Source organism: Herbiconiux sp. (assembly GCF_023264855.1).
GTDB lineage: Bacteria > Actinomycetota > Actinomycetes > Actinomycetales > Microbacteriaceae > Herbiconiux.
On sequence record NZ_JAHFUW010000009.1, the window covers coordinates 44,327 to 61,974 of the forward strand.

Below are 17,648 nucleotides of genomic sequence, written 5' to 3' on the forward strand. Positions count from 1 at the left end.
TCAGAGCTGCACGTGCCCGACCTCCCCGAACTGCTCGAGCGGATGCACGTGGTGGCGATCCCGCTGCACACGCGGTTCCGGGGGCAGAGCGTGCGCGAGCTCGCCGTGCTCGAGGGGCCGGAGGGGTGGACGGAGTTCTCGCCGTTCCTCGAGTACCCCGACGAGGAGGCCGCGAACTGGCTGCGAGCGGCGGTGGAGTTCGGCTGGAGCGCGACGCCGGCCGCGATCCGTCCCGAGATCATGGTCAACGCGACCCTGCCCGCCGTGCCCGCCGCCGAGGTGGCCCGGGTGCTAGCGCACTACGACGGCTGCCGCACCGTGAAGGTGAAGGTGGCCGAGCGCGGCCAGGTGCTCGACGACGACGTGGCCCGGGTGCGCGCCGCCCGCGCGGCGGTCGGGCCCGAGGGGCGCATCCGGATCGACGCCAACGGCGGCTGGAACGTCGACGAGGCCGAGCACGCCGTGCACCGGCTCGCCGAGTTCGACCTCGAGTACGTCGAGCAGCCGTGCGCGAGCGTGCCCGAGCTCGCCGAGCTGCGCGAGCGGATCGCGTATCTCGACATCCCGATCGCCGCGGACGAGAGCGTGCGCAAGGCGGAGGATCCGCTCGCCGTCGCCCGCGCCGGCGCCGCCGACCTCGTGATCGTGAAGGCCCAGCCGCTCGGCGGCGTGGCCCGGGCCCTCGAGATCGTGGCCTCCGCCGGGCTGCCTGCGGTGGTGTCATCAGCCTTGGAGAGCTCGGTGGGCATCGCGATGGGCGCGCACCTCGCCGCCGCCCTGCCCGAACTCGACTACGACTGCGGCCTGGCGACCGTCGACCTCTTCGAGGGCGACATCGTGCGCGAGAGCCTCGTTCCGCACGACGGCCGCATCCCGGTCACTCGCCCCGAGGTCGACCCCGCCCTGCTGGAACGGTACCGCGCGCCCGCCGCCCGCGAGCAGTGGTGGCGCGAACGCATCACCCGCTGCCACGCCCTCCTCGTGCCCCACACCTGAGCGCCACGCCACGCCGCGCGCGCGCCAGACGCCCCCCCAACCACACCGACCCGTCAGTTGGTGCCGTTATCGCGGCCCCAAAGCGGGACCGAGTGACGGGTCGACGGGAGTGGGGTGGGGTGGGGTGGGGTGAGCGCAGGCTCAGAGGCCCGAGTACGCGTGCAGGCCCTTGAAGAAGACGTTGACGACGCCGAAGTTGAACAGCACCGCGGCGAAGCCGACGATCGCGAGCCACGCCGACCGCGAACCGCGCCAGCCACGGGTGGCGCGAGCGTGGATGTACCCGGCGTAGATGACCCAGATGATGAAGGTCCAGACCTCTTTGGTGTCCCAGCCCCAGTAGCGGCCCCAGGCGCGCTCGGCCCAGATGGCGCCGGCGATGAGCGTGAAGGTCCAGAACACGAAGCCGACGATGTTCACCCGGTAGGCCTGGCGCTCGAGCGTCTCGGCATCCGGCAGCGTCTTGAGGAACCGCAGGCGCAGCACGGTGGCCAGGCGCGAGACCGAGTCGCCCTTCGTCTGCAGCAGCTGGATGACCGACAGGGCACCGCCGAGCGCGAAGAACGCCGTGCCGAGGATGGCCACGAGCACGTGGATGACGAGCCAGGCCGACTGCAGCGCCGGCGGCAGCGGCGCCACCGTGACGTAGTACTGGAGCGTGGAGATGCCGAGCAGGATGAGCACCAGCCCGGTGACGAAGGTTCCGAGGAAGCGCATGTCTTGACGGATCAGCACCACCAGGAACACCGCCACGATCAGCAGCGTGCCCGTGATGGAGAACTCGTACATGTTGGCCCACGGCACTCGCGAGGCCGCGATGCCGCGCAGGATGACGCCGCCCAGCTGGATGACGAACCCGAGGATGGTGAACGAGACGCCCAGGCGCAGCGCGATCGACCGCTTGCCCGCGGAATCCACACCCGCCAGGGATACCAGCTCCGCGTCGTCGGCAGATGCGCCAGGTGCGCCCGACGATGCGCCCCCGCCCCCGGCCCCGACGGCTGCCGGCACCTTCGACTCGGCCGCTACGGCCCTCTTGACGGTGGACGAACGGCGCGCGAGATCGAGCGCGAACGCGATGAACGCGAGCGCGTACACGGCCATGGCCGAGTAGATGAGGATGATCGAGATCTCGTCGAGGGTTTGTGTCACAGCTAGAGCCTAAGCCTTCGGATCGGATGACGGAGAAGAGGATGACGCCTGGGGAGAAACCCCCTCGTCACCGGGGGTTGTGGAGAAGGGGACGTACGCCCCCGCGTGCCGATCGGCGAGCGCCGCCACGGCCTCCACCAACCGCGGGTCGTCGCCTCGCGCGAGCCCGGCGTACTCGAGGTGCACACTCCCGTCGGCCCGGGCGGTCGCCTTCACCCACACCCGCCGGCGCGGGATGAACAGCGAGGTCAGCAGGCCGCCGAGCACCAGGATGGCGAACAGCAGCATCCAGGTCTGGGTGGCGTCGTGATGCACGTCGAACGAGGCGAAGCGCTTCACGCCGTCCAGCGACACCGTGCCGAGACCGTTCGGCAGCGACGCGGTCTCGCCCGGCTTCAGCTCGATCGAGTCCACACCCGTGGCGCCGCCGGTGAGCTGGTTCATCTTGTCGGTGTCCAGCGAGTAGACGGATGCGGGCACGCCGCCGTCCAGGCCCAGGTCGCCGTCGTAGACGTTGAGCGTCAGCACCGGGTACTCGAGGTCGGGGAAACTGGAGAAGTACGCCCCCGACGAGGACTGCGACTGGGTGGGGTAGAAGAATCCGATCATGCCGAGCTGGTCGGCCAGCCCGTCGGGCACCTTGACCACGCCGAGCGAGGTGAGGCTCGCATCCTGGGGCAGGAAGGGCACCGAGTCGGTGAACACCACGTTCCCCGAAGGATCGCGCACCGTGATGGTAGGCGCGTAGCCGTTGCCCAGCAGGTACACGTCCGTGCCGCCGATCTTCAGCGGGCTGTTCACCTTGATGTCTTCGGAGGAGGCCGTGCCGTCGGCCTGCGTGGTGGTGACCGCCGCCGTGTAGTCGAGCGGCTGGCCGAAGGCCTTCAGGGACTCGGTCTCATAGGTCGCCGAGAAGGAGTCGAGCGTGAGCGAGTACGGCGAGAGCTGGTCGTCGCTGAAGAACCGGCCGGGGTTGAACGAGTCGTAGGCGAGCAGCGTGTTCACGAAGGTCTGGCCCTCCACCACCACGCGCTGGCCGCTGTACCCGAAACCGCCGCCGACTCCGACGGTGAGCAGGATGCCGACCAGCGCCGAGTGGAACACCAGGTTGCCGGTCTCGCGCAGGTAGCCCCGCTCGGCCGACACCGAGGCGGTCTCCAGCCCGGTCTTCTTGTCGACGCCCGTGAACACGACCGTGCGGTAGCGCTGGCGCTTCAGCAGAGCGCGCGCCGAGTCGACCACCGAGGCGGCCGAGACGGTGGGGGCCGCCGCCGAGACGCCCGATCCGGATGCCCCCTCCGCGGTACCCGCGATGTCGCGCGTCGTGAACCCCGCGAGCCGCGACAGCCGCGCGGGGGTGCGCGGCGGCTTCGCCCGCAGTGCGTCGAAGTGGTGCTTCGTGCGCGGCACCACGCAGCCGATCAACGAGATGAACAGCAGCAGGTAGATCGACGAGAACCACACCGAGGTGTACACGTCGAACGCCTGCACCTTGTCGAGCACCGGTGCGAGATCGGGATTGTCGACGAAGTACTGCGTGACGCCGTTCGGGTCGGCCGCGCGTTGCGGCACGAGCGATCCGGGCACCGCCGCGAGGGCGAGCAGCAGCAGCAGGAACAGCGCCGTGCGCATGCTCGTCAACTGCCGCCAGAAGAACCGCAGCCAGCCCACGAACCCGAGCTTGGGCTGCGTGATGTCGTCGGAACCGGAATCGGCGCCAGAACCCGAGCCGGATCCGGTGCCGCCGCCGAAGCCGCCGCGCTTGCCGGCGCCGGGCTCCGCGGAGTCGTAGTGATCAGATGGGCGAGACAAAACCGTTGATCACCGCCTGCAGCTGGTAGATCCAGATCGTCCAGAGGCCGCTCACCATGAGCACGCCGATCGCGACCAGCAGCGCGCCGCCGACGATGTTGATGGTGCGGATGTGCCGCTTCAGGAACGACACCGATCCGGTCACCCAGTCGAGCCCGAGGGCCACCAGGAGGAACGGCACGCCGAGGCCGATGCAGTAGAACAGGCCGAGCAGCACGCCACTCCACGCCGAGCCGCTGGTGAGGCTGAGCGCCTGGATCGCGCCGAGGGTCGGGCCGATGCACGGCGTCCAGCCGAGACCGAACACGATGCCCAGGACGGGCGCGCCCGCGAGGCCGGTCGCCGGCCGCCACGAGGGCTTGAAGGTGCGCTGCAGAAAGCTGAACTGCCCGATGAACACGAGCCCGAGCACGATGACGACCACGCCCATGATGCGGGTGATGGCGTCCTGCCAGACGACGAGCCAGGTGCCGAGGGCGCCGAACGCGGCCGAGTAGGCCAGGAAGATCACCGAGAACCCGAGGATGAACAGGGCGATGCCGAGGAACATCCGCCGCCGGCCCGCCTTGCGGGAGCCGCCCTCGGCGCGCGCGCCGGCATCCGAGATGCCGCCCACGTAGGCGAGGTAGCCCGGAACGAGCGGCAGCACGCACGGCGACGCGAACGACACGAGCCCGGCCAGCAGGGCGATCGGGATGGCAAGCAGCAGCTGCCCGCTGAGCACGATCTCGGCGAAGGGATTGCCCACGGGCTCAGTCCGCCCCGACGGCGGCCGGCGTCGGCGTGGCGGCCGGCGTCGAGGTGTCGCCGAGGCTCGACTTGATGAGGGTCTCCAAGATCGACGGATCGCTCACCCGGCCCAGGATGCGCGCCGCAACGCGGCCCTCGGTGTCGAGTACCAGGGTGGTCGGCACCGCATTGGGGGCCACCGTGCCGGAGAAGGCGAACTGCATCGCCCCGTCGGTGTCGACGATCGAGGGATAGCTGATGCCGAAGGTCTTCGAGAAGGCCGCTGCGGTGTCGGCCTGGTCGCGCACGTTCACGCCGAGGAAGGATGCTCCCGAGCCTTCGAACTGCTGGTTCAGCTTCTCGAGGTCGGGGGCCTCGGCGCGGCAGGGCGCGCAGCCGGCGTACCAGAAGTTGAGCACGAGCACCTGGCCGGCGTAGTCGGCCGAGCTGACCGTCTCGCCCTGTTCGTCGGTGCCGGTGAACTCGACCGGCTCGCCGCGATCGGCCTCGTTCACCTCGGTGACGGTGCCGTCACCGGAGATGTAGCCCTTGTTGCTGCCATCCAGGTACTGCTGCGCCAGCGGATCGTTCGTGCACCCGGTCAGCGCCAGGGCGCCGGCGGCCACCACGGCGGCGAGCGCGAGACGGAGCTTCACACCGCCCCCACATCGGTCGCGGTCGCGGCCAGCGGCGCCGCGGGATCGGTGTACCCGACCTCCACGAAGCGGTCGCCCCGGCGTTCGAAGCTCGTGACGCTCGACAGCGCGCAGCGGCGCTTGCGCGGGTCGTGCGGCAGCGACTCGCCCACGATGGTGCGGTGCGCGATCCAGATCGGCGACTGGTGGCTGACCATCACGACGTCGCCCGATTCGACCGAGGCGTGCGCATCCGTCATCGCCGCGAGCATCCGGGTCGAGAGGCTCCTGAACGACTCGCCCCACGACGGCCGCCAGGGGTTGTAGAAGTAGCGCCACATCCGCGGGTCGCGCAGCGCTCCGCCGGGGCCCGACATCCGGCGCCCCTCGAAGGCGTTGGTGGGCTCGATGATGCGCTCTTCGACGACCGGATCGAGGCCGAGCCCCAGAGCGATCGGCTCGCCGGACTCGCGAGCCCGCTGCAGAGGAGAGGTGTAGAGCCGCGCGATCGGCCGGTCGCGCGCGATCAGGTCGTCGGCGGCCGCCTGCGCCATCCGCCGGCCGAGCTCGGAGAGGCCGAACCCCGGGATGCGCCCGTAGAGCACGTGATCGGGATTGAAGACTTCGCCGTGGCGGACGAGATGGATCTGGCTGGCGGGCACGGCATCCAGTCTACGAGCGGTGTTGCCGTGTATCCGCCGAGAGCCGGATGCTCGCCACGACAATGTAGATCCGCTACACGAGACTTGTAGAACTATGCGATTGTGCTCAACGGTTGTCGCGCGAATAATTGTAGGCAGAAAGGCTTAATCATGACCCTCATCACCCTCACCGCATTCGCTCTCGTCTCCGTCGCCGGAATCGTCGCCACCGTCAAGACGCTCCGCGTCGACGGCTACCGCGCCGTTCCCAGCCACCGCTGACCCGGATCGATCGGGCGGCCGGCCCACTTGGACCTTCCGTCCAACAGGCATCCGCTCGATCGACATTCCGGTACGGACCCTGACCGGATCACCCCCCTACGCTCGCTCTCGACCGCCCCTTTCGAGAACGAGACGCCGAGGTATCCCATGTCCGCACCGATCGACTCCCCCGTCCCCGTCGTCCCGCACTGGATCGACGGCGCCGAGCACCCCTCGACCTCCGGCCGCACCGCTCCCGTCTACGACCCCGCCCTCGGCGTCGTGACCAAGCAGGTCGCCCTGGCCGACCAGAACGAGATCGCCGCCGCGATCGCCTCGGCCAAGGCCGCGTTCCCCGCCTGGCGCGACCTCTCGCTCACCAAGCGCCAGTCGGTGCTGTTCGCGTTCCGCGAGCTGCTGAACTCCCGCAAGGGCGAACTCGCCGCCATCATCACCGCCGAGCACGGCAAGGAGCTGTCCGACGCGATGGGCGAGATCGCCCGCGGCCAGGAGGTCGTGGAGTTCGCCACCGGCCTCGCGCACCACCTCAAGGGCGAGTACTCCGAGCAGGTCTCGACCGGCATCGACGTGTACTCCACCAAGCAGCCGCTCGGCGTCGTGGGCATCATCAGCCCCTTCAACTTCCCGGCCATGGTGCCGATGTGGTTCTTCCCGATCGCCATTGCGGCCGGCAACACCGTCATCCTGAAGCCCAGCGAGAAAGACCCATCGGCCGCCATCTGGCTCGCCCAGCTGTGGAAGGAGGCCGGACTCCCCGACGGCGTCTTCACCGTGCTGAACGGCGACAAGGAGGCCGTCGACGGCCTGCTCACCTCGCCCGACGTCGCGAGCATCTCCTTCGTCGGCTCCACCCCCATCGCGCGGTACGTCTACGAGACCGGCACCAAGCACGGCAAGCGCGTGCAGGCTCTCGGCGGGGCCAAGAACCACATGCTGGCGCTGCCGGACGCCGACCTCGACCTGGTCGCCGATTCCGCCATCAATGCGGGCTTCGGATCCGCCGGCGAGCGCTGCATGGCCGTCTCGGTCGTGGTGGCGGTCGAGCCCGTGGCCGATCCGCTGATCGAGAAGATCCGCTCCCGGATGGCCGGACTCCGGATCGGCGACGGCCGACGCGGCTGCGACATGGGGCCGCTGGTCACCGAGGCGCACCGCGACAAGGTGGCCTCCTACGTGCAGATCGCCGAGCAGGACGGGGCCACCGTGGTGGTCGACGGCCGCGACGTGCAGCCCGACGGCGACCCGAACGGCTTCTGGTTCGGCCCGACGCTGATCGACAACGTGCCCACCACTTCGCGGGTGTACACCGAGGAGATCTTCGGGCCGGTGCTGTCGATCGTGCGCGTCTCCTCCTATGACGAGGGCGTCGCCCTGATCAACTCGGGTGCCTTCGGCAACGGCACCGCCATCTTCACGAACGACGGTGGGGCAGCCCGCCGCTTCCAGAACGAGATCCAGGTGGGCATGATCGGCATCAACGTGCCGATCCCGGTTCCGGCCGCGACCTTCTCGTTCGGCGGCTGGAAGGCCTCCCTCTTCGGCGACACCAAGGCGCACGGCGCCGAGGGTGTGCGCTTCTTCACCCAGCAGAAAGCCATCACCTCGCGCTGGCTCGACCCCTCGCACGGCGGCATCAACCTGGGCTTCCCCCAGAACTGACGCCAGCGCAGAACTGACGGGCAGCCCAGAACTGACGCCGCTCCGGTAACCGAGCGGATGGCGGCTCTGCGGCTCAGACGAGCTGCAGAGCCGCCCAGAGCTCGGCGCGGGCCGCGAAGCGCTCGAGGTCGACGCCCAGGAGGGCGCCGGCCGCATCCACCCGGTTGCGCACGGTATGACGGTGCACGCCGAGCTCGCGCGCGGCCGGATCCCACGCCCCGTTCTGCGCCAGCCACACCCGCAAGGTCGCGAGCATCGTCTCGCGCTCGGCCTCGGGCAGCTCGAGCACCGGCCGCAGCACGCGCCGTGCCACCTCGGCGCCGCCCGAGGCCGCGAGCAGGCCGTGCAGGCCCTGCTCGGCCAGGTTCTCGAAGTCGACGAAGGGCCGCTCGCGGGTGGTGGCGGCCGCCGCGTGCCGCGCTTCGGCGAGCGCCCTCGGCAGCTCGCTCCAGCCCACGGGCCCCGACGACCCGGCGCCCAATCCGTGCCGCCGCAGCAGCGGATGCGCCTCGTCGCGCTCGTCGTAGCGCGTGATGACGAGCGTCTCGTCGCCGTGTTCGGCGAAGAACATCCGCCCCGCATTGCGGTCGGCGAGCAGCTCCAGCTCGTCGAACAGCGACTGCCCGGGCACCTCTCCCACCACGAGAGCCACCCGCACGGGCTCGGTCGGCAACGGCCCCCAGAGGCTTCCCGCCGTGCGGTCGGCCACGTCGACGACCCCCGACTGCAGCAGCTCGAACAGGCCCGTGCGCAGTCGCCGCCGCGCCGCATCCAGTGTTCTGCGCTGCTCGAGCGCGATGCTGGCGAGGCCGATCACGCTCGCCACGAGGTCGCTGCCGGCCGGATCCAGCGGCGTCGACGCCCCCACCGCCAGCACTCCCCGCAGGTGCCCGCGCTGCCCGAGCGTCTGCAGCGAGATGCCGCCGCCCTCCTCGATGATGCGCAGCCCCGCCCGCGATCCGCGCCCGAGCGCCTGCGCGACGGCCTGCTCGACGACCGGCTGCAGTTCGCTCGGCACCGGCGCGAGCCCGGGCACCCGCACCGCCGTGCCCGCCGAGTCGTAGAGCGCCACCCAGCTCTCCAGCCGTTCGGCGAGTTCGAGCAGGATGGCACCGAGCCCGTCGACGCGCAGCGCCGCCCGCGCGATCGCCCGCTGCGCCTCCAGCGACCACTCCAGGCGCTCACGCCGCTCCTCGGCGATCACGTCGGCGACGAAGCGGATGATGCCGATGAACGGCGTCGCCGTCGCCACCGCGAACAGCGGCAGCCCGGCCTCGTCAGAGGCTCGCACGAGCGCCGGCGGGATGTCGTCGTGCCAGATCCCGCGCGCGAAACCCAGCGCGAGCACTCCCCTGTCGCGCAGGCGGCCGACGTACGCGGCGGCGAAGGCCTCGCCGGGTGTGCGCTCGAACTGCGCGCCATCCGTCAGCAGCAGCTGCCCGGCCTCCAGCCACGGCGTCGGGTCGTCGAGGTCGGAGCTGTGCGCCCAGGTGAGCGGCTGATCCAGTACCGGGTCGAGCAGGGTGCCGCCGGCCACCAGCTCCATCCGGAACTCGCGGCGGGCCAGGATGCTGCGCAACGTCGCGGGCATCCGTCCTCCTTCGCGGGCACGGGCCCGCCATCCGTTCGACTCGCGCAGCACCGTCTGCCGCGCTTCAATTCGTCCAACTTCCAGCTTAGCCTTCGACGTTCTGGCACCACGGCGATCGCCTCGCCGCGCTCACACTGAAGGCATGGCCACCAACGACTCCATCCGCGCGCTCGACACCTCCACCGTGTTCCACTCCTGGTCGGCGCAGGGCGCCCTCGCCCCGCTGCCGATCGCGGGCGGCCTCGGCTGCACCGTCTGGGACGCCGACGGCCGCGAGTACCTCGACTTCTCGTCGCAGCTCGTGAACGTGAACATCGGGCACCAGCATCCGAAGGTCGTCGCCGCCATCCAGGAGCAGGCCGCCCTTCTCTCGACCGTGGCCCCGGCGCACGCCAACGAGACGCGTGCCCGCGCTGCACAGCTCATCCTCGACCGCGCCCCGGAGGGCTTCGAGAAGGTGTTCTTCACCAACGGCGGGGCGGATGCCAACGAGAACGCCATGCGGATGGCGCGCCTGTACACCGGCCGCGACAAGATCGTCTCGCACTACCGCTCGTACCACGGCAACACCGGTGCCGCGGTCGTCGCCACCGGCGACTGGCGGCGGATGCCCAACGAGTACGCGCGCGGGCACGTGCACGCCTTCGGCCCCTACCTCTACCGCTCCGACTTCTGGGCGACCACCCCCGAGCAGGAGACCGAGCGCGCTCTCCAGCACCTCGAGCGCGTGGTGCAGTCCGAGGGGGCCGACACCATCGCGGCGTTCCTGATCGAGACCATCCCGGGCACCGCCGGCGTGCTGGTGCCGCCGCCCGGCTACCTGGCCGGCGTGCGCGCGATCGCCGACCGCTACGGCATCCTGCTCATCCTCGACGAGGTGATGGCGGGCTTCGCACGCACCGGGGAGTGGTTCGCCTTCGACGCCTTCGACGTGGTGCCCGATCTGATCTCCTTCGCGAAGGGCGTCAATTCCGGCTACGTGCCGGTGGGCGGCGTGCTCATCTCGAGCCCGATCGCGCACCACTTCGACGAGCGGGTCTTCCCGGGCGGACTGACGTACTCCGGGCATCCGCTGGCCGCCGCCAGCATCGTCGGCGCGCTGACCGCGATGGCCGAGGAGGGCGTGGTCGAGAACGCCCGCGAGATCGGGCGATCGACGATCGGGCCCGCGCTCGAGCGGTTCGCCGCCACGCACGAGGTGGTCGGCGAGGTGCGCGGCACCGGCGTGTTCTGGGCGATCGAGCTCGTCTCCGACCGCTCGGCGCGAACGCCGCTCTCCGCCGCCGCGATGGGCCGCCTGAAGGCCGACCTGATGGCGCGCGGGCTGCTGCCGTTCCTCGCCGAGAACCGCATCCACGTGGTGCCGCCGGCCGTGATCAGCCCCGCCGAGGCCGAGCGCGGACTCGCGATCATCGACGCGGCCCTCGGCTCGCTCGACGCCGCCCTGTGATGTCGCACGCCCTGAGTAGCATCGCCTCATGACCGACGCATCCGCCGTACCCGCCGCACCTGTCGCACCCGCCGCGATCCTGCAGGCCACGGCTCTGACCGTCCCGCTCCCGCACGAGGCCCTTGCCGATGAGCAGGTCGTCTCGGGTCGCCCGACCACCGCCGCGGCCGAACTGGGCACCGTGGGCGAGGTCGAGTTCGGGCTGTGGGAGATCACCCCGGGCGTCTCCACGGATGTGGAGACCGATGAGGTGTTCGTCGTGCTCTCGGGCCGAGCGACGGTCGAGTACAGCGACGGCGACGGAGCGCACACCCTCGTGCTCGAGCCCGGCACCATCGGCCGCCTCGGCGAGGGCCTGCACACCACCTGGACCGTCACCGAGACGCTGCGCAAGGTGTACCTGCTCGGGGCCTACGCTCCGGCCGACGCGTGACCGGCGGGTAGACTTGCCGATCGTGACCACCAGCTCCCGCACCCTCGTCAAGAACCTCGCCGCCCTCGAAGACGGCCCCGTCACCGTGTCCGGATGGGTCGACACGGTGCGCGATCAGAAGAAGGTGCAGTTCGTCGTGCTCCGCGACGAGTCCGGCGCCGTGCAGCTGGTGAACCCGCGCACCGAGGAGACCGAGGCCGTGGCCGAGACCATCTCCGGCCTCGCGCAGGGCTCCTTCATCACCGTCACCGGTGAGCTCAAGCACGACGAGCGGGTGAAGCTCGGCGGCATCGAGGTGAAGCTCGCCACCCTCGAGCTCGTCACCGCCGCCATCCCCGAGACGCCGATCGCCGCCGACTCGGGCATCGACAAGCGCATGGACTGGCGCTTCCTCGACCTGCGCCGCCCCGAGCAGAACCTCGTCTTCCGCGTGCAGACCACGCTCGAGCACGCGTGGCGCACCTACTGGGTCGAGCACGACTTCATCGAGATCCACACCCCGAAGCTGATGGCCTCGGCCAGCGAGTCGCGCGCCGAGCTGTTCGAGGTGGAGTACTTCGAGACCAAGGCGTACCTCTCGCAGAGCCCCCAGTTCTTCAAGCAGATGGCGCAGCCGGCCGGCTTCGGCAAGGTGTTCGAGGTGGGGCCCGCGTTCCGCGCCGACCCCTCGTTCACCTCCCGTCACGCCACCGAGTTCACCTCGGTCGACGCCGAGATCAGCTGGATCGACTCGCACGAAGACGTCATGCAGCTGCACGAAGACCTGATGGTCGCCGGTCTCCGAGCGGTGAAGGAGAAGCACGGCGAGGAGATCAAGGCGCTGTTCGACGTCGACATCGAGGTTCCCACGCAGCCGTTCCCGCGCATCCCGCTCGCCGAGGCGAAGCAGATCGTGGCCGACCGCGGCTACGTCGTGCCCCGCGAGGACGACGACATGGACCCGGAGGGCGAGCGCCAGATCGCGGCCTACGTCAAGGAGACCTACGGGCACGACTTCGTGTTCCTCACCGACTACGCCTCGAGCATCCGGCCGTTCTACCACATGCGCCACGAGGGCGACGCGGGCCTCACCAACAGCTACGACCTCATCTACAACGGGGTCGAGATCTCCACCGGCGCCCAGCGCGAGCACCGCGTCGAGGTGCTGATCGAGCAGGCCAAGGAGAAGGGCCTCGACCCCGAGGAGCTCGGCTTCTACCTCGACTTCTTCCGCTACGGCGTGCCGCCGCACGGCGGTTTCGGCATGGGCCTCTCGCGCGTGCTGATGCTGATGCTGCACCAGACGAACCTGCGCGAGGTCGTGTACCTGTTCCGCGGCCCGACCCGCCTCACCCCGTAGTCGGTTCGAATCTGCAGAAATAACGAAGAGCGACGCCCTATACGGGGTCGCTCTTCGTTATTTCTGCATTTGTGAACCGAACTCCCCTTCAGGCCGGATCGTGTACCGCACGTGAAGCCGCAGCGGAGAGCCCTCCGGCACCCGCGGATGCTCGAAGCGGTCGGCCTCGCGCATCCCGAGCCGTTCCATCACGGCCCGCGAGCGCACGTTGATCACGGCGGTGATCGAGTTCACCTCGCTCAGCCCGGCGTTCTCGAACCCGAACCGCAGGGCGGCCCGGGCGGCCTCCGTCGCGAGCCCGCGACCCCAGAACGGCTGCGCCAAACGCCAGCCCACCTCGACTCCCCCGGCCCCCGGCACGCCCTCCGGCATCGGGGCCAGCCCCGTGAAGCCGGCGAACTCGCCGGTCTCGCGCAGCTCGAGCGCCCACAGCCCGTAGCCGAGCGTTTCGAAGAGGCCGTCCGCGCGCTCCGCCAGGTCGTCGCTCTGCGCGCGCGAGAGCGGCGCAGGGAAGAACTCCATCACGGCCGCGTTCCCGTTCATCGCCGCGAAGGGCCCCCGATCCTCGGCCCGCCACCGCCGCAGCACGAGGCGCTCGGTCAGCAGCTCAGGCACTCCCGCGCCCGCACCCGCACCCGGCACCTCGCTTCCCGCGCCTCGTTCAGAACTCGAAGTCGACCGAGGCCCGAGCCGAGACGAGGGCCTTGATCTGCGGCCCCGCGGCCAGGTGCTCCGGATGCGTCTGGTACGCGTCGAGATCGGCGAGGGTCTCGTAGTCGGCCACCAGCACGACGTCCCAGTTCGCGTCGAAATAGGCCATGTTGCCGCCGACCGTGAGTGTCGAGATCGATGGGATGACCGCGGGCAGGGCCGAGAGCAGTCGCACGATGGTGGCGACATCGGCCGCCTTCTGCTCGGCGTCTTCGGCCGTGACCTTCCAAGCGACGACGTGACGGATCATGCGGATGCCTCCAACAGGGCGGTTCGAAGACGGGCCGGTTCGACCCGCCAGATGGTGTGCACGCGCCCGTCGATCTTCAGCACGGGGATCTCCTCGGCGAACTCGTCGAGCAGCGCCGGGTCGTCGAGGATCGACAGCTCGGTGACCGACGCCTCGATCTCGGGCAACTCGGCGAGCACTCCGTTCACGACGTCCCGGGCGTCATCGCAGAGATGACAGCCGGGCTTGCCGATGAGCGTGAGAGAGACGGATGCCACACCCCAAGCCTAACGAGGCTCAGGGAGCGAAGTCGGATAGGAGAACGAAGTCGGGCTAGAGGACGAAGTCGGGCTTCACGGTCCACGCGGTGGCCGTCTCCAGCACCCCGAGCAGCGCGAGCGCGCTCATCGCCGCGTGGTCGTGGCTCAGCGTCGAGTACACGTCGATGGCCAGCGGCGGCGGCTCGCCGAACTTGGGGATCTCGATCTCGGCGCGCGCCCCGCCCTCGAGTTCGACGTAGGGATGCACGCCCCGCGCATCCGACACCGGCCGGTCGACCGCCAGAGCGATCACGGCCAGCGCGTCGAGCTTGGTGACGGCGTCGCGCACGACCAGCGTGGCGCAATACTCGGGCACAGCGGCGGGCGGCACGGGCGTCATGAGTCCATCACACGCCCGCACAGCAAAAAGCGCCAAGCCGAAGCCTGGCGCCCTGCTCGCAGAAGCGAGACGAGAAGACTCGTCTACTTCTTGTTGCGACGCTGGTGGCGGGTCTTGCGAAGCAGCTTGCGGTGCTTCTTCTTCGCCATGCGCTTGCGACGCTTCTTGATTACGGAACCCACTGAGACCTCACACGTATTGGGGATGACCGCACCGATCGGCGGTCAGGGGCAAAAGAGCCTCGGAGAAGTGTACCAGCTACCGCTAGGCCGAATCGGCGATGTGGTTGCTGACCGCCGAGGCGACGGCCGATTCGGGCACCCGGAACGAGCGGCCGAAGCGGATCGCCGGCAGTTCGCCGGAGTGCACCAGGCGGTAGACGGTCATCTTCGACACCCGCATCATCTCGGCGACCTCGGCGACCGTCAGGAAGCGCACGTCGTCAAGCTCTGCGGCCATCTGGTCGACCATCACCCTCTCGAGAACCCCCGCACACCTGTCGTGTGACGGGAGTGATAATTCGAAACTATAGGGGCACGCGTGGCCCACCGGCAAGAAACCGGTCGTCGTCAACGCCGCAGCTTGGACACCAGGTCGTCGGTGACCGACTTGACGGCGTGCGTGGTGGCCGCCGCGCGACGCCCCACGTTCTGGCCGAAAGCGGCCGCGGCCGACTTCACGGCGTCGGAGGCGTTCTCCCACAGCTCGTCTTCTTCGGCGGTGTCGAAGTCGGCCGAGAGGAACGGGATGATCCAGTCCTCCACCTCCTCCAGCGGCGACACGTCGATGCGGTAGAAGCGGTGCTGCCCCTCTTCGCGAACGACGACGAGGCCGGCATCCCGCAGCACCTTGAGGTGCTTGGAGACGGTGGGCTGGCTCAGTTCGAGTTGCGACACGAGCTCCGACACGCTGAACTCGCCCTCCGCGGCACCGGATGCGCTCACCGGGTCGGCCGAGACGTACCGTTCGAGCAGCAGCGACAGCAACTGGCGCCGGGTGGGGTCAGCGATCACGGAGAAGATGTCGGCCATGCGTCAAGGGTAGTGGTGCCGCCCCGGATCCGCGCCACCCCGGGGTAGCATGGCAGCGTTCAGCGAAGCCCGGAGCGCGGCACCGGCCGACCGACCGAGGCGAGGATCAGCAGGATGGGCATCGGCAGCACCGTCACCAGCCGCAACCCTCTGAACCGGGGCCGCACCTGGGTGGGCCGGGCGCGCAGCGGTTTCCGCGAGTTCTCCGAGAACTCGCCCTCGCGCTTCGCGATCCTCATCTTCGCGGGCCTGATCGTGCTGTTCACGGTGCTGTTCTCGCTGCCGATCTCCAGCGCCACCGGCAAGGCGACCGGTCTGGCCGACTCGCTCTTCACCGCCGTCTCGGTGATCTGCGTGACCGGCCTCGCCACCGTCGACATGGCCACGCACTGGTCGGTGTTCGGCCACATCCTGATCTTCATCGGCGTGCAGATCGGCGCGCTCGGCGTGCTGACCCTGGCGAGCATCCTGGGCCTCGCGGTCTCGCGCAAGCTGGGGCTGCGCGCCCGGCTGATCGCCGCGAGCGACACCAACCCGCTCCGGATGCACCACGGCCCGGTCGCCGAGGGGCAGGCGGTGCGGCTCGGCGAGATCGGCAACCTGCTGGCCACGGTCGCGATCAGCGCCTTCGTGATCGAGGTGGTGATCGCCGGCCTGCTGTTCCCCCGGATGCTGCTGGACGGCATCCCGGTGGGCGAGGCCGTGTGGAACAGTTTCTACTACTCGGCGATGGCGTTCACGAACACCGGCTTCGCTCCGAACGCCGAAGGACTCGCCGCGTTCGAGAACGACTACTTCTTCCTCGGCATCCTGATGGTGGGGGTGTTCCTCGGCAGCATCGGCTTTCCCGTGATCTACACACTGTCGCGCAGCCTGGGCGCCTGGCGGTCCCGCCACAAGTCGAAGGACTACCGCCGCGAGCACCGCGTGCGCTGGTCGGTGCACGTGAAGCTGACCCTGGTCACCAGCGCGATCCTGATCGTGGCGGGAGCCGTGCTCTACATCGTGCTGGAGTTCGACAATCCGAAGACCTTCGGCGGCCTGAACGCCGCCGACACCGTCTTCCAGAGCTTCTTCCTCTCGGTGATGACGCGCTCCGGCGGCTTCTCCACCATCTCCATCCCCGACCTCAACGGCTCGAGCCTGCTGGTCACCGACATGCTGATGTTCATCGGGGGCGGTTCGGCCTCGACGGCCGGCGGCATCAAGGTGACCACGCTCGCCGTGCTGTTCCTGGCCGCGTTCGCCGAGGCGCGCGGTGTGCAGGACATGGAGTCGTTCGGCCGACGCATCCCGGGCGACGTGCTGCGCCTGGGTGTCTCGGTCGTGCTCTGGGGGGCGACGACGGTAGCCGTGTCGAGCATCCTGATCCTGCAGATCTCCAAGGCGCCGCTGGACTTCGTGCTGTTCGACGTGATCTCGGCCTTCGCGACCTCGGGCCTGACCACCGGTCTGACGGCGTCGTTGCCGGATGCCGGGGTCTACATCATGGCGGCCACCATGTTCATGGGCCGCGTTGGTACTGTGACCTTGGCCGCCGCCCTGGCCGCGAGCCAGCGACAGCAGCTCTACAAACGCCCGGAAGAGAGGCCCATCGTTGGTTGACCGGATCAGACACGACGCTCCCGTGCTCGTCATCGGCCTCGGCCGCTTCGGCGCCGCCACCGCCGGCGAGCTCGACCGGCTCGGCCGCGAGGTGCTCGCCATCGACGAAGACGAGCGGCTCGTGCAGAAGTGGTCGGAGCGGGTCACGCACACCGTGCAGGCGGATGCGAAGAACGTCGAGGCGCTGCGGCAGATCGGCGCGCAGGAGTTCCAGATCGCCGTCGTGGCGGTGGGCTCCTCGATCGAGGCCTCGGTGCTGATCACCGCGAACCTCGTCGACCTCAAGGTGCCGCAGATCTGGGCGAAGGCGATCTCGCGCTCGCACGGCAAGATCCTCGAACGGATCGGCGCCAACCACGTCATCTACCCCGAGGCCGAGGCCGGCGAGCGGGTGGCGCACCTGGTGTCGGGGCGGATGCTCGACTTCATCGAGTTCGACGACGACTTCGCGCTGGTGAAGATGTATCCGCCGAAGCCGATCCGGGGGCTCAACCTCACCGAGTCGGGCGTGCGCACGAAGTACCACATCACCGTGGTGGGCGTGAAGAGCCCCGGCAAGCCGTTCACGTATGCGACGGAGTCGACCGTGGTCTCGAACCACGACCTGATCATCGTCTCGGGCAAGTCCTCCGACATCGAGGCCTTCGCCGCCCTCGGTAACTGAGTCCCCGGCCACCGCCACTTGGCAGAAGT

20 protein-coding genes are annotated in these 17,648 nt (G+C 69.5%); 7 read left to right on the top strand and 13 right to left on the bottom strand.

Going from position 1 to position 17,648, the window contains the following annotated elements:
- Nucleotides 1-6: 6 nt before the first annotated feature.
- The gene (locus Q0D75_RS05505) at nucleotides 7-996 is read left to right on the top strand and encodes an o-succinylbenzoate synthase (protein ID WP_291050360.1); all 990 of its coding nucleotides are present in this window, start codon (nucleotides 7-9) and stop codon (nucleotides 994-996) included.
- Between the two features lie 141 nt (nucleotides 997-1,137).
- On the opposite strand, the gene ccsB is transcribed toward Q0D75_RS05505, so the two are convergent.
- From ccsB to Q0D75_RS05530, 5 genes are all read right to left on the bottom strand, one after another.
- Nucleotides 1,138-2,148, bottom strand: coding sequence for a c-type cytochrome biogenesis protein CcsB (gene ccsB / locus Q0D75_RS05510; RefSeq protein ID WP_291050261.1), 1,011 nt, complete (start codon nucleotides 2,146-2,148; stop codon nucleotides 1,138-1,140).
- 9 nt (nucleotides 2,149-2,157) lie between these two features.
- Complete coding sequence (locus Q0D75_RS05515; RefSeq protein WP_291050362.1) at nucleotides 2,158-3,843, bottom strand: cytochrome c biogenesis protein ResB; 1,686 nt, start codon at nucleotides 3,841-3,843, stop codon at nucleotides 2,158-2,160.
- A 100-nt stretch (nucleotides 3,844-3,943) separates the two neighbouring features.
- Entirely contained in the window at nucleotides 3,944-4,708 is a 765-nt protein-coding gene (locus tag Q0D75_RS05520; RefSeq protein ID WP_291050263.1) for a cytochrome c biogenesis protein CcdA, read from the bottom strand.
- A gap of 4 nt (nucleotides 4,709-4,712) precedes the next feature.
- Nucleotides 4,713-5,345, bottom strand: coding sequence for a TlpA disulfide reductase family protein (locus Q0D75_RS05525; protein WP_291050265.1), 633 nt, complete (start codon nucleotides 5,343-5,345; stop codon nucleotides 4,713-4,715).
- Nucleotides 5,342-5,986, bottom strand: coding sequence for a histidine phosphatase family protein (locus tag Q0D75_RS05530; RefSeq protein ID WP_291050267.1), 645 nt, complete (start codon nucleotides 5,984-5,986; stop codon nucleotides 5,342-5,344). The genes Q0D75_RS05525 and Q0D75_RS05530 overlap by 4 nt, the downstream gene beginning before the upstream one ends.
- Nucleotides 5,987-6,394: 408 nt before the next feature.
- Here Q0D75_RS05530 and Q0D75_RS05535 point away from each other — a divergent pair, with 408 nt between their 5' ends.
- Nucleotides 6,395-7,906: a CoA-acylating methylmalonate-semialdehyde dehydrogenase gene (locus Q0D75_RS05535; RefSeq protein ID WP_291050269.1), complete on the top strand. Its 1,512-nt coding sequence runs from the start codon at nucleotides 6,395-6,397 to the stop codon at nucleotides 7,904-7,906.
- Between the two features lie 73 nt (nucleotides 7,907-7,979).
- Here the strand turns inward: Q0D75_RS05535 and Q0D75_RS05540 are convergent, their stop codons facing one another.
- On the bottom strand, nucleotides 7,980-9,497 hold the full coding sequence (locus tag Q0D75_RS05540) for a PucR family transcriptional regulator (RefSeq protein WP_291050271.1): 1,518 nt from the start codon (nucleotides 9,495-9,497) through the stop codon (nucleotides 7,980-7,982).
- 142 nt (nucleotides 9,498-9,639) lie between these two features.
- On the opposite strand from Q0D75_RS05540, the gene Q0D75_RS05545 reads away from it, so the two are divergent.
- The 3 genes from Q0D75_RS05545 to aspS are packed head-to-tail and all read left to right on the top strand — an operon-like array spanning nucleotide 9,640 to nucleotide 12,719.
- Nucleotides 9,640-10,947 (top strand): aspartate aminotransferase family protein, encoded by a 1,308-nt coding sequence (locus tag Q0D75_RS05545; RefSeq protein ID WP_291050273.1) that lies wholly within the window; start codon nucleotides 9,640-9,642, stop codon nucleotides 10,945-10,947.
- A gap of 28 nt (nucleotides 10,948-10,975) precedes the next feature.
- Nucleotides 10,976-11,380 carry a cupin domain-containing protein gene (locus Q0D75_RS05550; RefSeq protein ID WP_291050275.1) on the top strand — a complete coding sequence of 135 codons (405 nt, stop codon included), beginning with the start codon at nucleotides 10,976-10,978 and terminating at the stop codon, nucleotides 11,378-11,380.
- 22 nt (nucleotides 11,381-11,402) lie between these two features.
- A complete protein-coding gene (gene aspS / locus Q0D75_RS05555) occupies nucleotides 11,403-12,719 on the top strand; it encodes an aspartate--tRNA(Asn) ligase (RefSeq protein WP_291050277.1) in 1,317 nt (438 codons plus the stop codon).
- A gap of 57 nt (nucleotides 12,720-12,776) precedes the next feature.
- On the opposite strand, the gene Q0D75_RS05560 is transcribed toward aspS, so the two are convergent.
- The 7 genes from Q0D75_RS05560 to Q0D75_RS05590 all read right to left on the bottom strand — a co-directional run bounded on the left by Q0D75_RS05560 (nucleotide 12,777) and on the right by Q0D75_RS05590 (nucleotide 15,350).
- Nucleotides 12,777-13,334 (bottom strand): GNAT family N-acetyltransferase, encoded by a 558-nt coding sequence (locus tag Q0D75_RS05560; protein ID WP_291050279.1) that lies wholly within the window; start codon nucleotides 13,332-13,334, stop codon nucleotides 12,777-12,779.
- 46 nt (nucleotides 13,335-13,380) lie between these two features.
- A complete protein-coding gene (locus tag Q0D75_RS05565) occupies nucleotides 13,381-13,680 on the bottom strand; it encodes a Dabb family protein (protein WP_291050281.1) in 300 nt (99 codons plus the stop codon).
- A complete protein-coding gene (locus Q0D75_RS05570) occupies nucleotides 13,677-13,937 on the bottom strand; it encodes a glutaredoxin family protein (protein ID WP_137838025.1) in 261 nt (86 codons plus the stop codon). Before Q0D75_RS05570 ends, Q0D75_RS05565 begins: the two co-directional genes overlap by 4 nt.
- Nucleotides 13,938-13,992: 55 nt before the next feature.
- Nucleotides 13,993-14,319 (bottom strand): hypothetical protein, encoded by a 327-nt coding sequence (locus Q0D75_RS05575; RefSeq protein ID WP_291050285.1) that lies wholly within the window; start codon nucleotides 14,317-14,319, stop codon nucleotides 13,993-13,995.
- Nucleotides 14,320-14,402: 83 nt separating this feature from the next.
- Nucleotides 14,403-14,501, bottom strand: a complete 99-nt coding sequence (locus tag Q0D75_RS05580; protein WP_003792170.1) for an AURKAIP1/COX24 domain-containing protein — start codon at nucleotides 14,499-14,501, stop codon at nucleotides 14,403-14,405.
- A gap of 82 nt (nucleotides 14,502-14,583) precedes the next feature.
- On the bottom strand, nucleotides 14,584-14,778 hold the full coding sequence (locus Q0D75_RS05585; protein WP_291050286.1) for a helix-turn-helix domain-containing protein: 195 nt from the start codon (nucleotides 14,776-14,778) through the stop codon (nucleotides 14,584-14,586).
- Between the two features lie 110 nt (nucleotides 14,779-14,888).
- Complete coding sequence (locus Q0D75_RS05590) at nucleotides 14,889-15,350, bottom strand: metalloregulator ArsR/SmtB family transcription factor (RefSeq protein WP_291050288.1); 462 nt, start codon at nucleotides 15,348-15,350, stop codon at nucleotides 14,889-14,891.
- Between the two features lie 114 nt (nucleotides 15,351-15,464).
- Here Q0D75_RS05590 and Q0D75_RS05595 point away from each other — a divergent pair, with 114 nt between their 5' ends.
- Together Q0D75_RS05595 and Q0D75_RS05600 are read left to right on the top strand one after the other, a co-directional pair.
- Nucleotides 15,465-16,955, top strand: a complete 1,491-nt coding sequence (locus tag Q0D75_RS05595; protein ID WP_291050291.1) for a potassium transporter TrkG — start codon at nucleotides 15,465-15,467, stop codon at nucleotides 16,953-16,955.
- Nucleotides 16,948-17,619 carry a TrkA family potassium uptake protein gene (locus Q0D75_RS05600; protein ID WP_291050293.1) on the top strand — a complete coding sequence of 224 codons (672 nt, stop codon included), beginning with the start codon at nucleotides 16,948-16,950 and terminating at the stop codon, nucleotides 17,617-17,619. The genes Q0D75_RS05595 and Q0D75_RS05600 overlap by 8 nt, the downstream gene beginning before the upstream one ends.
- The last annotated feature ends 29 nt before the right edge of the window (nucleotides 17,620-17,648 follow it).